Source organism: Pseudomonas sp. MUP55, assembly GCF_034043515.1.
Classification (GTDB): domain Bacteria; phylum Pseudomonadota; class Gammaproteobacteria; order Pseudomonadales; family Pseudomonadaceae; genus Aquipseudomonas.
Genome location: NZ_CP138214.1, coordinates 3,707,555 through 3,722,782, shown reverse-complemented (window position 1 = coordinate 3,722,782; position 15,228 = coordinate 3,707,555). Strand labels below are relative to the sequence as shown.

Here is a 15,228-nt window from a genome sequence, read left to right as displayed (position 1 = left end):
GGCGGCTGTTTTACCAAGGACCTTGGGGCTAATAATGTAAGGCGATTAAACGGTTCGTGTAAGAAATTGGAGTTTCGTTTATCGGATCTCGTTACTCCAACCGCCGCCCAGCGCTTTATACAACGCGATGCTGGCTTGCAGGCGCGAGAGTCGCAGCTGCACGTTGAGGTCCTGGGCGGCGTACAGGCTGCGTTGGGTCTCCAGCACCGTGAGCCAATCCTCGGCTCCGGCCTGGTAGCGGCTCTGCGCGATCTGGAAGGCCGTCTGGGCCTGTCGCAGCTCTTCGGACTGCCATTGGCGCTGCTGGTCCAGGCGGGTGATGTTGCTGAGGGCTTTTTCCACGTCGGCAAAGCCGTTGATGATCGCACCACGGTAGGTTTGCAGCAGCTCATCCTGGCGTGCGCGGGCCTTGTCGCGCTCCGCACTCAGACGACCATTGTTGAAAATGGGGGCCACCAGCCCCGAGGTCAGGGTGTAGAACGGACTGCGCAGGATATCGTCGGCCTTGTACGCCCCCGAACCCAGGGTCGCGCCCAGGGTCACCGCCGGCAGCATCGCCGCACGGGCCACGCGCACGTCGGCGTTCGCCGCCGCCAGCTGTGCCTCGGCCTGGGCGAGGTCGGGGCGCCGGCTCAATAACTGGCTCGGCACGCCGGGGCCGATGGTTGGCCAGGTCAGGGCCTGGAACGGCTCGCCGCCCAGCTCCAGCGCCTGCACGGGCTGGCCGAGCAACGCGGCGAGGGTGATCCGCGACGCTTCGGCCAGCTGCTCGATCAGCGGCAGTTGCCGTTGCTGGCTGGCCACCAGGCTTTTCTGCTGCGCCAATTCCAGGGCAGTCGCGGAACCGGCGTCGTAGCGGGTTTGCACCAGCGTGAGCACGTTGCGTGCATTCGCCAGATTCAGCTCGGCGATCTGCAGGCGTTGGCGTGCGGCCAGGGTTTGTGCGTAGCGGTCGGCCACGTTGCTGAGCAGGGTCAGCTCCACATTGGCCTGGTCGAACTGGCTGGCTTGCAGGCTGTGCAGCGCACTGTCTCGCGCAGCGGCGCGGCCGCCCCAGAAATCGAGTTCGTAGCTGGCGCTGAGGTTGGCGTCATAGCTGCTGACGGTTCGGTCGCTCTCGGTGGCGTTCAGGTCCGAATTGCCGCTGCCGCGCAACAGCTTTTCGCGGCTGGCGGTGAGGTTGAACTTGACCTCGGGCAGCAGCGGCGCGCCGGCAATCACTGCCGTTGCCTGCGCCTGACGCACGCGCGCCATGGCCGCGGCCACGTCGAAACTGTCACGGCGGGCCTGGTCGATCAAACGGTTGAGCGATGGGCTGCCAAACTGCGTCCACCAGCGCTGGTTGGTGGCCTGGCTGGCTGCGCGCTCGGCATATTGCCAGGCGGCGGGCGGCGCGATGCCGCTGTCGACGGCGGGCGCATGGCTTGCGCAGGCATTGAGCAACAGGCACAGGCTGAGCAGCGTCAGCGGGGGGGCGAGGGGGTGTTTATTCACTGGTCAACGCCTTAACCGGATCGAGCCGGGCAGCTTTACGGGCCGGCATAAAGCCGAATACGACACCGGTGACCAGCGCGCAGCCAAATGCGCCGAGCACCGCCACCAGGGAGAACTGCACCGCCACATCGGCCAGCACCAGCACGCCGCCCACCAGCAGCGCCAGGGCGATACCGAACAGCCCGCCGACCACCGAAAGCATCACCGCCTCGGTGAGAAACTGACGCAGAATGTCGCGCTGGCGGGCGCCGGTGGCCATGCGGATACCGATTTCGCGGGTGCGTTCGCGCACGGTCATCAGCATGATATTCATCACGCCGATACCGCCCACCAGCAGCGAAATCGCCGCAATCGAACCCAGCATCAACGACAGGGTATTGGCGGTGCGCGCTTCGGCCTGAATCATCGCGGCGTTGTTGGTCAGGTGGTAGTCGTCCTTGCCGTGGTGCAGGCGCTTGAGCAACTGATCGATGGCCTGTTCGGCGGCGTTAACGCGGCTGGCGTCGGCGGCGGCAATCACCACGTACTCCGGGTTGTAGCTGCCGAACAGGCGAATGCTGGCGGCGGAGTAGGGGATGGCAATGCGGTCATCGCTGTCTTTATTGCCCGAGCTGGAGCCTTTTTCCTGGAGCACGCCGACCACCTGGAATGGCACGTTTTCGATCAGGATGTATTGGCCGATGGGGTTGACCAGGCCTTTGAACAGCTTGTCGCGCACCCGTGCGCCGATCACTGCGACGGTGGCGGCGTTGCGTTCGTCGGCTTCGGTGAAGTAGCTGCCCTCGACCACCGGCCAGTTGAAAATCGTCGGGAAATTCGTGTCATTGCCGCCGACATAGGCCATGTAGTCGATGTTGCCGAACCGCACGCCGGCTTCGGCGCCGTTGACCGGCATGATCTTTTTCACCTGCGGCAGGGTGGCCAGGGCGGCTACATCTTCGGGGGTGATGATGCCCAGGGGCGTGCGCGGGTTGGGTGACGAGCCACTGACATACAGGATGTTGGAGCCGAACGCGCCCATCTGCTCCATCACCTGGCGCTTGCTGCCTTCACCTACGGCGAGCATGACCACCACCGAGGCCACGCCAATGATGATCCCGAGCAGGGTCAGCGCGGTGCGGAAGCGGTTGATCCACATCACGCGCCAGGCCGCTTGCAGCGCGTCGAGCAGTTCGGCTTTCCAGGCGCCGTTGTGTTCGGCGCCGTCGGCCAGGCGCTGACGCAGGTCTACCGCTTGCAACGCAGCGCTGTTGGCTTCGGCGGGCACAAAGGCGTCGGCGTTGGCCGAGTCGCTGATGATCAGGCCGTCGCGAATCTCGATGATGCGGTTGGCCCGTGCGGCCACTTCGCGGTCATGGGTGATCAGGATCACCACGTGGCCCTGACTCGCCAGTTCGTCAAGCAGGGTCATCACTTCGGCGCCGCTGTGGCTGTCGAGGGCGCCGGTGGGTTCGTCCGCAAGGATGATGTGCCCACCGTTCATCAACGCGCGCGCGATGGACACCCGTTGCTGCTGGCCGCCGGAAAGCTGGTGCGGCCGGTTGCCGGTGCGTTCGGCCAGGCCCAGCCGGCTGAGCAGGGCGCTCGCGCGGGCATGCCGTTCGCTGGCGCTGATGCCGGCATAGATCGCCGGCATCTCGACGTTTTCCTGGGCCGACGCCGAAGGGATCAGGTGGTAGCCCTGGAACACGAAACCGAAGGCCTCACGGCGCAGCCAGGCCAGTTCGTCGCTGCCCAGGTGAGCGACGTTTTCGCCGGCGAACAGGTAGTCGCCTTCGCTCGGGCGGTCGAGGCAACCGAGGATATTCATCAGCGTCGATTTGCCGGAGCCGGACGCGCCGACGATGGCGACGAATTCCCCGGCATGGATCGATAGGTCGATACCGCGCAGCACGTCGACCTGCGGGCTGTCGCCGCCGCCGTAGGATTTGCGGATGTGCTTGAATTCGATCAGGGGCGTGGTCAACTCAACCCCCACTGCTGTCGGCCGGGCCGATCAACACATGATCGCCTTCGTTGAGTCCTTCCAGCACCTGGACGCGCAGGCGGTCGCTGATGCCCAGGCGCACCTCGCGCTGCTCGATGCGGCCGTTTTTCGCCACCACCCGGGCGACTTGGGTGTCCGCGTTGGAGGTGCCTTGCAACGCGGCGACCGGCACGGTGAGGGCGTCCTTGACCTGGCTTGCGACGAAAAACACCTGGGTGGTCATCTCGGCCATCAGCGCGTTATCGGCGTTGTCCACGTCCAGCAATACTGTGTACAGCACCACGCGGCCGGTGCCGCTCTTGCTGGCGCTGCTCGGGCTGCCGCTGCCCTGGGTTTCGTTCAACGGCTTGGGCGGGATCGGCAGGATCTGGCGCACGGTGCTGGTCCAGCGCCGGCTGCCGCCGCTCAAGGTGGTGAAGTACGCACGCATGCCGGGTTTGACGTGGCCGATATCCGCCTCGGATACCTCGGCCCATACGGTCATCGGCGACAGCCTGGCGATGCGCAGGATCAGCGGGGTTTGTTGCTGGGCGTTGAGCGTCTGGCCGACCCGTGCATCCACCGCGACCACGGTGCCGGCCATCGGTGCGTAGATGCGCGTATAGCCCAGTTCCGCCTCGTCGCTGCGCAGGCTGGCCTGGGCCTGGCGGATCTGGGCCTGGAACATGTCGACCCGCGCCTGGGTCGCGCTCAGTTCAGCCTTGGCGGTTTGTACGTCTTCTTCGCGAGTGGCGTTACCGGCGCTCAGACGTTGCTGGCGCTGGTACTTCTGGCGTGCCAAGGCATGCAGGGCCTTCTGCTCCTGCAACTGCGCCGCAAGGTTGTCGATGGCATAGCGGCTGGCGTCGAGCTTGGCTTTTTGCGTCGACGGGTCGATTTCGACCAGCAGCTGGCCTTCCTTGACCTGATCGCCGGCCTCGACGTGAATCTTCTGGATCTGCCCGGAGGCCTGGGCGCCAACATCCACATAGCGCCGTGGTTGCAAGGTACCCAGGGCCGTGACGCTGTTTTCGATATCGCCACGGGTGACGGTGACAGTGGAGAGGGTGTCGCGGCCCGACGCCAGGCCCTGCCAGGTGGCAAACGCAACGATGGGAATCAGGCACGCCACCACAAGCAGGGCGCGTCGGGCAGGTCGAGGGCGTTTCATGCGTAGGTTCCAGCCAGGAAAGATCGGGGCGCAGTCGCGCAGAGCTGACAGTTAAACGAAGAAAAGGCCCGCGGATTTAGGCGTGTGACACGTGCGATGACAGGGTGCGTGGAGAAAAAAATCGGCTGTTGATGCAAGACTTCTTTAAAAGTAGATGAGAATTACTATAAATTGCACACACTCAAACTGCCATCATCCACAGGCTTGTTCCTACACGGGCTGGCATCGTTAGCACCACGGCCATGGGGCCAGGAGTCATGTTGGAAAACTACTATCGCGAGCTGGTGTGTTTCCTCAACGCCAAGCTGGGCAACCGTCAGGTGGCCGAGGATGTGGTGCATGACGCGTATCTGCGGGTGCTGGAGCGCGCCAGTGACACCCCGATCGAGCAGCCGCGCGCGTTCCTCTACCGCACCGCGTTGAACCTGGTGATCGACGGCCATCGGCGCAACGCCCTGCGCCAGGTCGAGCCGCTGGAAGTGCTGGACAGCAAGGAACGCTTCGCCCCGTGCTCACCCCACGCCAGCCACGCCCAGGGCCAGCGCCTGGAGCTGCTCGAACGCGCCCTGGCCGAGTTGCCGGCTGCCTGCCGCGACAGTTTCCTGTTGCGCAAACTGGAGGGCCTGTCCCATCTGCAAATCGCCGAGCGTCTGGGCATTTCCCGCAGCCTGGTGGAAAAGCACATCGTCAACGCCATGAAGCACTGCCGGTCACGCATGCGCGAGTGGGAAGCGCACTGAAGCGCTGTTAGTTAAATTTTATTTCACTGTCCTCGTTTCCTATCAACACACAGGCCTGTTGTTCAGGCCATGAAGGTATTCCCGCCCCAACCGCCAAGGGGCTTATCCAGAGGACACTGGAATGACACAGGCTATTGCTTCGCCCGCGGTTCACGACCTGATCGGTATCGGTTTCGGCCCTTCGAACCTGGCGCTGGCCATCGCCCTGCAGGAGCGTGAGAAGGCCCAGGGCAAACTGGACGTGCTGTTTCTCGACAAACAAGCCGATTACCGCTGGCACGGCAATACCCTGGTGACCCAGAGCGAACTGCAGATTTCCTTCCTCAAGGACCTGGTGACCCTGCGCAACCCCACCAGCCCGTACTCCTTCGTCAATTACCTCAAGGCCCACGAGCGCCTGGTGGACTTCATCAACCTGGGCACCTTCTACCCGTGCCGCATGGAGTACAACGACTACCTGCGCTGGGTCGCCGGGCAATTCCAGGCCCAGGCCCACTACGGCGAAGAAGTGCTGGCCATCGAGCCGATCCTGCATCAGCAGCAGGTTGAAGCGCTGCGCGTGATCTCCCGTGATGCCCAGGGCGAACAGCATGTGCGCACCACGCGCTCGGTGGTGGTCAGCGCCGGTGGCACGCCGCGCATTCCCGAAGCGTTCAAGGCGCTCAAGGGCGACAGCCGGGTGTTCCACCATTCCCAGTACCTGGAGCGCATGGCGAGCCAGCCGTGTGTCGAGGGCAAGGCCATGCGCGTCGCGGTGATCGGCGGTGGCCAGAGCGCCGCCGAGGCGTTTATCGACCTCAACGACAGCTTCCCGTCGGTGCAGGTCGACATGATCCTGCGCGGCTCGGCGCTCAAGCCGGCCGATGACAGCCCGTTCGTCAACGAAGTGTTCTCGCCGGCCTTTACCGACCTGGTGTTCCAGCAGGTCGGCGCTGAGCGTGAGCGGCTGGTCGCCGAGTACCAGAACACCAACTACTCGGTGGTGGACCTGGACCTGATCGAACGCATCTACGGCATTTTCTATCGGCAGAAGGTCTCCGGCATCGCGCGCCAGGCGTTCCGCACGCTGACCGTGGTCGAAAAAGCCACCCCCGGCCCGCTGGGTATCGAACTGACGCTGCGCAACAATGCCACCGGCGAAACCAGCGTCAGTCATTACGACGCGGTGATCCTGGCCACCGGCTACGATCGCCAGATGCACCGCGAACTGCTCGCGCCGCTGCAGGCCTACATGGGCGATTTCGAAGTGGCCCGCGACTACCGCATCGTCACTGACGAGCGCTGCAAGGCAGGCATCTACATCCAGGGGTTCAGCCAGGCCAGCCATGGTTTGAGCGATACGTTGCTGTCGGTGCTGCCGATCCGGGCGGATGAAATTGCGGCGTCGCTGTATGAGAACGATCGCAACCGTGATTCAGCACGCTCGGTACGGGACCTGTTGTTGGCGACCGCGAGCTGAGTTCCAGCCGCCAGCCGCAAGCTTGCAGCTAAAAGCTTGCGGCTTGCAGCTACCCCCTGATACTGTACAAAAAACCAGTATCGGTAGCTTCCCATGCAGTTGATCGAAAAACTCAGCATCCTCGCCGACGCCGCCAAGTACGACGCTTCGTGCGCCAGCAGTGGCGCACCCAAGCGCAGTTCCGAAGGCAAGGCGGGGCTGGGTTCCACCGATGGCATGGGCATCTGCCACAGCTATACCCCGGATGGGCGTTGCGTCTCGCTGCTCAAGGTATTGCTCACCAACTTTTGTCTGTACGACTGCCAGTATTGCGTCAACCGCCGCTCCAGCGACGTGCCCCGGGCGCGCTTCAGTCCGGAAGAGGTGGTCACCCTGACGCTGGACTTCTACAAGCGCAACTGCGTCAGCGGCCTGTTTCTCAGTTCCGGCATCATCCGTTCAGCCGACTACACCATGGAACAGTTGGTGCGGGTTGCCAAACTGCTGCGCGAAGAGCACGACTTTCGCGGCTATATCCATCTCAAGACCATCCCCGAAGCCGACCCGGCGCTGATCGCCGAGGCCGGGCGCTATGCCGACCGCCTGAGCGTGAATATCGAACTGCCCACCGATGCCAGCCTGCAAACCCTGGCACCGGAAAAGCAGATCGGCTCGATCAAGCAGGCCATGCAGACCATCTACACCGGTGAACAAACCGTGTTCAACGAGCCCCGCGCGCCACGCTTCGCCCCGGCCGGGCAAAGCACGCAGATGATCGTCGGCGCCGATGACACCGATGACAGCACCATCCTGCACGGTGCCGAAGCCTTGTACGGCAATTACAAGCTGCGCCGTGTGTATTACTCGGCATTCAGCCCCATCCCCAACAGCCCGAAAAGCGTACCCCTGGCCGCGCCGCCACTGATGCGCGAGCATCGCTTGTACCAGGCCGATTTCCTGTTGCGCAGCTACGGTTTCAGCGCCAACGAGCTGTTCGAAGGCCCCGGCCACCTGGCCCTGGATATCGACCCCAAGCTGGCGTGGGCCCTGGAGCATCGCGAAGTGTTCCCCCTGGACCTGAACCGCGCCGAACCAACCTTGATCGCGCGCATCCCCGGCATTGGCCTGCGCACCACCCAGCGCCTGGTCGACCTGCGCCGCGAACGCAAGATCCGCTTCGAAGACCTGGCGCGCATGCGCTGCGTGCTGGCCAAGGCCAAGCCGTTCTTCATCACCAGCGATTACCACCCCCAGCAGGCCGACAGCACCAGCGTACTGCTGCGTGAACAGCTGCGTGATCGCCCGCAACCGCAACAAATGGGGCTGTGGGGATGATCAGCCTGGAATGCGACAACCTGTTCAGCACTTGGCGCGAACAGGCGCGCTGGCTGCTCAGCCATCAGGTCGACCCCAGCCAGGTGAGCTGGGGCGAGGCTGAGGTGGCGGATCTGTTTGCCACCGACGAGCCGATTCCGGCCGAGCCCGGTCCGTTCCAGGCGCGCATTCCCAAGGCGTTGCTGCAACTGCTGGAGTCGGCCGCCTGCTACCACGGCGAGCAGCGCTGGAGCCTGCTTTACGAGGTGCTGTGGCGGGTCAGCCATGGCGACCGCACGGCCATGCTGGCGGGTGACAAGCTGGGTAGCGAGTTGCAGCGGCGCATCAAGCAGGTCAGCCGTGAAGCCCACCACCTGCATGCGTTCGTACGGTTCATTGCACTGCCAGCCGAGGCGGGGGCCGAGCTGCCGGAATACGTGGCCTGGCACGAGCCCGCCCACGACATCCTCAAGAGTGCCAGCCAGCATTTTATCGGGCGCATGGGCCGGCATCGCTGGATGATCGCAACCCCGCTGGACGGGGTGTATTACGACGGCGAGCAGTTGATCCACCAACGCCGGTGCCCCGAGGCCTGGCAGCAACTGGCGCAGAATGTCGAGGATCCGCACAGCGCCATGTGGCTGACCTACTACAGCCACATCTTCAACCCGGCGCGGTTGAACCCCAAGGTCATGGAAGGGCACTTGCCCAGCCGGTTCTGGAAGAATTTGCCGGAGGGCAAGTTGATACCGGGGCTTATCAGCGAGGCGCGCACCGGCAAGCAGAAAGATGGGCAGGCCAAGCTGGTGGGCGCTAAACCCGGCAAGCGTATTGCTAGCGGGCACGGCTAGAAAATGTGGGAGAGCGGCAAGCCCTGATGCCAGTCAGTTAAGGCGAACACCAAACCCGTGGCGAGGGAGCTTGCTCCCGCTGGGCCGCGAAGCGGCCCCAAACAATGGGCCTGCTGCGCAGTCCAGCGGGAGCAAGCTCCCTCGCCACGGGTTCAGGGTCGTGCCAACGTTGCGTACATACCCCATACCCCGATATCGGTAGATCAGTCGGCTTATCGGTAGTTGATCCACCGTAACCAGGGGCAAGTCCAGTTGTCGCACCGCCCCTTCCACATTGGTATTGTGATGCTCGCCCAGTCGCCGTCAGCCAGGAGCAAGCATGTCCACCGTCGTTCGTATTGCCCAAACCTCAGATGCCGAGAGCATCAGCCAAGTTATCCTGGCCGCCTTGCACAGCAGCAATGCACGAGATTATCCGGCGGATGTGATCGCTCGTGTGGCGAGCCATTTCACGCCGGATGCGGTGTTGGAACTGCTCAAGCGGCGTGTGGTGCTGGTGGCGGTTCAGGCGCAGGTGATCGTCGCCACGGCGGCCCTGGATGCCAATGTGGTGCGCTCGGTGTTCGTCAACCCGGCGCTGCAAGGGCAGGGCATTGGTCGGCTGCTGATGATCGAGATCGAACTGCGTGCCCGTGAAGCCGGGGTCACCGTGTTGAGCGTGCCGTCCTCGCTGACCGCCGAACCGTTCTATAGCAAGCTGGGTTTTCACACCGTGCGCGATGTCTACCACGGCAATGAGCGCACGCTGGTCATGGAAAAGGCCCTGCTGTCTCGGCACCCCATCGGCCTGTATCGCGACCGCCAGCACCGTGCGCAGGTGGTTGCGTTATGGCAGCAAGCGTTCGGCTACGACACCGCGCATAACCTGCCAAGCCTGGCGATCGATAAGAAACTGGCGGTCAATGATGGGTTGTTCTTTGTGGCGACCGATAAAAAAACCGTGATCGGTACGATCCTCGCCGGGTACGACGGCCATCGTGGCTGGTTGTATTCGGTGGCGGTGCATGCCGACTATCGTCGTCACGGCTTGGGTTCGTCGTTGGTGCGTTACGCAGAACAGGCGCTGACGGCGCTGGGGTGCATGAAGATCAACCTGCAGATCACCAGCGGCAATGAAGCGGTGGCGGGGTTCTACGAGGCATTGGGGTATGGGGTGGAACCGAGGATCAGCATGGGCAAGAAGATTGCCAGCAATATCCCCCAACCTTGAAAATACTGCAGATCAAATGTGGGAGGGGGCTTGCCCCCGATAGGGTTGGATCAGTCGATAAATCTGCGACTGATGTACCGCTATCGGGAGCAAGCCCCCTCCCACAAGGTTTTGCGGTGCTGCTTTAGACTTTTACGATCCAACCCGCTGGCGCTTCAACGTCACCGGTCTGCACGCCAGTCAGCTCTTTATAGAGCTTCTGGGTGATCGGGCCCACTTCGGTCTCGCTGTGGAACACGTGCAGTTTGCCGTTGTACTGAATGCCGCCGATGGGCGAGATCACGGCAGCGGTACCGCAGGCGCCGGCTTCCTTGAATTGATCCAGCTTGTCGATGAACACTTCGCCCTCGACCACGTCCAGGCCCAGGCGGGTCTGGGCCAGTTCGATCAGCGACAGGCGGGTGATGCCTGGCAGTACCGAAGGCGACTTCGGCGTGATGAACTGGTTGTCATGGGTGATACCGAAGAAGTTGGCCGAGCCGACTTCTTCGATTTTCGAATGGGTCATCGGGTCCAGGTAGATGGCGTCGGCGAAGCCGGATTTCTTCGCTTCCGAACCTGGCATCAGGCTGGCGGCATAGTTGCCGCCCACTTTCGCGGCACCGGTGCCCTGTGGCGCGGCGCGGTCGAAGGTGGAGATCTGGAAGTTGTGGGGCACCAGGCCGCCTTTGAAATAGGCGCCAACCGGGATGCAGAACACCGAGAAGATGAACTCCGGTGCGGTGCGTACACCGATGTTGTCACCGGTGCCGATCACGAACGGGCGCAGGTACAGCGCGCCGCCGCTGCCGTAAGGCGGGATGAAGCGCTCGTTGGCCTTGACCACTTGCTTGCAGGCATCGATGAATGCCTCGGTTGTCACATGCGGCATCAGCAGGCGGGCACAGCTGCGCTGCATGCGCGCGGCGTTCTGGTCTGGACGGAACAGGTTGATCGAGCCGTCCTTGCAGCGGTAGGCCTTGAGGCCTTCAAAGCACTGCTGGCCATAGTGCAGGGCAGTGGAGCCCTCGCTGATGTGCAGCACATTGTCGTCGGTCAGGGTGCCGTCTTGCCATTCGCCGTTTTTCCAGACCTGGAGAAACCGCTTGTCGGTCTTGATGTAGTCAAAACCCAGCTTGTCCCAATTGATGCTTTCGTTACCCATGACACCCTCTAATCTCTGGTCAAGTCGGATTTTTTTCTGGATGGCAGCAACAATACTGCATTCTTGGCTTGTGTGGGAGCGGGCGGATGGGCCATTCGACATCTCTATTGGCTGATCCATCGCTATCGGGGGCAAGCCCCCTCCCACATGCGTTCCCCTGTGGGAGGGGGCTTGCGCCCGATGGCCTCGCCACGGTTCTACAGATGCAGCGCGTGGCCCAGCGCCCGCAGCGCGGCTTCCTGCACGGCTTCACCCAATGTCGGGTGAGCGTGGATGGTGCCGGCCACGTCTTCCAGGCGCGAACCCATTTCCAGGCTCAGGCCAAACGCTGTGGACAGTTCCGAGACACCCGCGCCCACCGCCTGCCAGCCGACAATCAGATGATTGTCACGCCGTGCCACCACCCGCACGAAGCCGGCTTTCGACTCCAGGGTCATGGCCCGGCCGTTGGCGGCGAAGGGGAAGCTCGACACGATGCAGTCCAGACCGGCCGCCTTGGCGTCGTCAGGCGTCTTGCCGACCACCACCAGTTCCGGGTCGGTAAAGCACACGGCCGGGATCGCCGCCGGGTTGAATTCGCGGGATTTGCCACTGATCAGTTCAGCAACCATTTCGCCCTGGGCCATGGCCCGGTGCGCCAGCATCGGCTCGCCGCTCAGGTCGCCGATGGCCCAGACGTTGCGCATGCTGGTCTGGCAGCGGCTGTCGATCCTGATCGCCGCGCCGTTCATTGCCAGGTCCAGCGCTTCGAGGTTCCAGCCCTGGGTGTTGGGTTTGCGGCCCACGGCCACCAGCACCTGATCGGTCGCCAGCGACAGCGTATCGCCATTGGGGTCGCGCACTTGCAGGCAGTTATCGGCAAAATCGGTGACGCTGTGCTTGAGGTACAGCTTGACCCCCAATTGCTTGAGGGACTCGCCGACCGGCTGGGTCAGCTCGGCTTCATAGGCCGGCAGGATGCGGTCCTGAGCCTCGACCACACTGACGTCAGCCCCCAGTTTGCGGTAGGCAATGCCCAGCTCCAGGCCGATATAACCGCCGCCCACCACGATCAGCCGCTTCGGTATGCGGGTGGGTGCCAGGGCTTCGGTGGACGAGATGATCGGCCCGCCCAGCGGCAGCATCGGCAGTTCGACGCTTTTCGAACCGGTGGCCAGCAGCAGGTGTTCGCATTGAATGCGCTGATCGCCCACGTCGACGGTCTTGCCGTCCACCACCTTGGCCCAGCCGTGGATCACTTGCACCTTGTGTTTCTTCAGCAGTGCGGCGACACCGGTGGTCAGGCGGTCGACGATGCCGTCTTTCCATTCCACGCTTTTGCGGATGTCCAGGCTCGGCGCATTCACTTCGATGCCCAGGGGCGAGCCCTGGCTGTGGTGCACGCTTTGCTGGAACTGCTCGGCCACATGGATCAAGGCCTTGGATGGAATGCAGCCGATGTTCAGGCAGGTGCCGCCCAACGCCTGGCCTTCCACCAGAATGGTCGGGATGCCCAGCTGGCCGGCGCGAATCGCCGCCACATAACCGCCAGGGCCGCCGCCGATAATCAGCAGCGTCGTGTGTAGTGTCTGAGTCATGCCCTTACTCCAGGAATAGGCTGGCGGGTTGTTCGAGCAGGCCGCGAATGGCCTGGATGAATTGCGCCGCGTCCATGCCATCGACCACGCGGTGGTCGAACGAGCTGGAGAGGTTCATCATCTTGCGCACCACGATCTGACCCTTGATCACCATGGGCCGCTCGACGATGCGGTTGACGCCGACGATGGCCACTTCCGGCAGGTTCAGCACCGGCGTGCTGACAATCCCACCCAGCGCGCCAAGGCTGGTCAGGGTGATGGTGGAGCCCGACAGCTCGTCACGGCTGGCCTTGCCATTGCGCGCCGCCGTGGCCAGGCGCGCGATTTCTTCGGCAGTGCCCCACAGATTGCGGGCTTCGGCGTGGCGCACCACCGGCACCATCAGGCCGACGTCGCTCTGGGTGGCGACGCCCACATGCACGGCGCCGAGGCGGGTGATGACTTGGGCTTCATCGTCGTAGCGCGCGTTGATCTGCGGGAAGTCGCGCAGCGCCACCACCATGGCACGCACGATGAACGGCAACAGGGTCAGCTTGCCGCGTGTGGCGCCGTGTTTCTCATTGAGGTGCACGCGCAGTTCGTCCAGCACGGTGACGTCGATTTCTTCCACGTAGCTGAAATGCGCGGCGCGGCGGGTGGCGTCCTGCATGCGCTGGGCGATCTTGCGGCGCATGCCGATCACCGGAATCTGGTGCTCGTCGTGGCGTTCGGCGTAGGGGTTGGCGGCGCTCGAGGAGCTGCTCGCGCCTTGCTGCAGGTAGGCGTCGAGGTCTTCATGCAGGATCCGCCCGGCCGGGCCTGTGCCCTGGACCAGGCGCAACGGGATACCCGCGTCCAGCGCATGCTTGCGCACGGCGGGGGAGGCCAGCGGTCGCTCGGCCGCGTCGCGGGCCACGGGCGCTTGAACCTTAGTGGCGACAGGCGCGGGCTTGGCTTGCACCGGTGCCGATTTGCTCTCCACCACAGGCGCGGATTTTTCCACCGGTGCGGCCACCGCCGGTGCTTCCTTGGCGTTGCCGACGCCTTCCACTTCAATGCTGATCAGAATACTGCCCACTGCCATGACTTCGCCCGGCTCGCCGCCCAGAGACAGCACCTTGCCGTGGACCGGCGAGGGGATATCCACCATCGCCTTGTCGGTCATCACGTCCGCCAGCACCTGATCTTCGACCACCAGGTCGCCGACTTTTACGTGCCACTGCGACAGTTCAACTTCTGCGATGCCTTCGCCAATGTCCGGCATCTTGATAACGTGCGTGCCCATTCAGACCTCCATGACCCGTTTCAACGCCGCGCCCACTCGGGACGGGCCTGGGAAATACGCCCACTCCTGCGCGTGCGGGTAGGGGGTGTCCCAGCCGGTGACGCGTTCGATCGGCGCTTCCAGGTGGTGGAAGCAATGTTCCTGCACCAGCGACACCAGCTCGGCGCCAAACCCGCAGGTGCGCGTGGCTTCGTGCACCACCACGCAACGGCCGGTCTTTTTCACCGACTTGACGATGGTGTCCAGGTCCAGCGGCCACAGGCTGCGCAGGTCGATGACTTCAGCGTCGATGCCGGTTTCTTCGGCGGCGACTTGCGACACGTACACGGTGGTGCCGTAGGTCAGCACGGTTACGGCCGAACCCGGACGCACAATGGCGGCGACGTCCAGCGGCACGGTGTAGTAACCGTCCGGCACTTGCGCTTGCGGGTGTTTCGACCACGGTGTTACCGGGCGGTCGTGATGGCCATCGAACGGGCCGTTATACAGGCGCTTGGGTTCCAGGAAGATCACCGGGTCATCGTTTTCGATGGAGGCGATCAGCAGGCCCTTGGCGTCATAGGGGTTGGATGGCATCACGGTGCGCAGGCCGCAGACCTGAGTGAATACCGCTTCGATGCTCTGGCTGTGGGTCTGGCCGCCATAAATGCCGCCGCCGCACGGCATGCGCATGGTCAAGGGCGCGGTGAACTGGCCGGCCGAGCGATAACGCAGGCGCGCCGCTTCGGAGATGATCTGATCGGTGGCGGGGTAGACGTAGTCGGCGAACTGGATTTCCGCGACCGGGCGCAGGCCGTAGGCACCCATGCCCACCGCCACGCCGACGATGCCGCTTTCGGAGATCGGTGCGTCGAATACCCGTGAGCTGCCGTACTTGGTTTGCAGGCCTTCGGTGCAACGGAACACGCCGCCGAAGTAACCGACGTCCTGGCCGAACACCACCACGTTGTCGTCACGTTCAAGCATCACATCCATGGCCGAGCGCAGGGCCTGGATCATGGTCATGGTGGTGGTGGTCATGGCGGTTTCCAGTTCGATGCTGTTGTTGTGATCGTTCAT

General features: G+C 63.5%; 12 protein-coding genes. 5 read left to right on the top strand and 7 right to left on the bottom strand.

What is annotated here, in order from left to right:
- Positions 1-78: 78 nt before the first annotated feature.
- The 3 genes from SC318_RS16660 to SC318_RS16650 are packed head-to-tail and all read right to left on the bottom strand — an operon-like array spanning position 79 to position 4,631.
- Positions 79-1,494 carry an efflux transporter outer membrane subunit gene (locus tag SC318_RS16660; protein WP_320427679.1) on the bottom strand — a complete coding sequence of 472 codons (1,416 nt, stop codon included), beginning with the start codon at positions 1,492-1,494 and terminating at the stop codon, positions 79-81.
- Entirely contained in the window at positions 1,487-3,460 is a 1,974-nt protein-coding gene (locus SC318_RS16655; RefSeq protein ID WP_320427678.1) for a MacB family efflux pump subunit, read from the bottom strand. The genes SC318_RS16660 and SC318_RS16655 overlap by 8 nt, the downstream gene beginning before the upstream one ends.
- 1 nt (position 3,461) lies before the next feature.
- A complete protein-coding gene (locus tag SC318_RS16650; RefSeq protein ID WP_320427677.1) occupies positions 3,462-4,631 on the bottom strand; it encodes an efflux RND transporter periplasmic adaptor subunit in 1,170 nt (389 codons plus the stop codon).
- 257 nt (positions 4,632-4,888) lie between these two features.
- On the opposite strand from SC318_RS16650, the gene SC318_RS16645 reads away from it, so the two are divergent.
- The 5 genes from SC318_RS16645 (at position 4,889) to SC318_RS16625 (ending at position 10,184) form a co-directional block, all read left to right on the top strand.
- Complete coding sequence (locus SC318_RS16645; RefSeq protein ID WP_320427676.1) at positions 4,889-5,371, top strand: sigma-70 family RNA polymerase sigma factor; 483 nt, start codon at positions 4,889-4,891, stop codon at positions 5,369-5,371.
- Positions 5,372-5,492: 121 nt separating this feature from the next.
- Complete coding sequence (locus SC318_RS16640) at positions 5,493-6,830, top strand: lysine N(6)-hydroxylase/L-ornithine N(5)-oxygenase family protein (protein WP_320427675.1); 1,338 nt, start codon at positions 5,493-5,495, stop codon at positions 6,828-6,830.
- 93 nt (positions 6,831-6,923) lie between these two features.
- Entirely contained in the window at positions 6,924-8,144 is a 1,221-nt protein-coding gene (locus SC318_RS16635; RefSeq protein WP_056861349.1) for a putative DNA modification/repair radical SAM protein, read from the top strand.
- Positions 8,141-8,974: a TIGR03915 family putative DNA repair protein gene (locus SC318_RS16630; RefSeq protein WP_320427674.1), complete on the top strand. Its 834-nt coding sequence runs from the start codon at positions 8,141-8,143 to the stop codon at positions 8,972-8,974. Before SC318_RS16635 ends, SC318_RS16630 begins: the two co-directional genes overlap by 4 nt.
- A gap of 319 nt (positions 8,975-9,293) precedes the next feature.
- Positions 9,294-10,184 (top strand): GNAT family acetyltransferase, encoded by an 891-nt coding sequence (locus SC318_RS16625; RefSeq protein WP_320427673.1) that lies wholly within the window; start codon positions 9,294-9,296, stop codon positions 10,182-10,184.
- Between the two features lie 124 nt (positions 10,185-10,308).
- Here the strand turns inward: SC318_RS16625 and SC318_RS16620 are convergent, their stop codons facing one another.
- The 4 genes from SC318_RS16620 to SC318_RS16605 all read right to left on the bottom strand — a co-directional run bounded on the left by SC318_RS16620 (position 10,309) and on the right by SC318_RS16605 (position 15,228).
- On the bottom strand, positions 10,309-11,328 hold the full coding sequence (locus tag SC318_RS16620) for a branched-chain amino acid aminotransferase (RefSeq protein ID WP_124387255.1): 1,020 nt from the start codon (positions 11,326-11,328) through the stop codon (positions 10,309-10,311).
- 197 nt (positions 11,329-11,525) lie between these two features.
- Complete coding sequence (gene lpdA / locus SC318_RS16615; RefSeq protein WP_320427672.1) at positions 11,526-12,905, bottom strand: dihydrolipoyl dehydrogenase; 1,380 nt, start codon at positions 12,903-12,905, stop codon at positions 11,526-11,528.
- A gap of 4 nt (positions 12,906-12,909) precedes the next feature.
- The gene (locus SC318_RS16610; RefSeq protein WP_320427671.1) at positions 12,910-14,169 is read right to left on the bottom strand and encodes a dihydrolipoamide acetyltransferase family protein; all 1,260 of its coding nucleotides are present in this window, start codon (positions 14,167-14,169) and stop codon (positions 12,910-12,912) included.
- Entirely contained in the window at positions 14,170-15,228 is a 1,059-nt protein-coding gene (locus tag SC318_RS16605; protein WP_124387252.1) for an alpha-ketoacid dehydrogenase subunit beta, read from the bottom strand.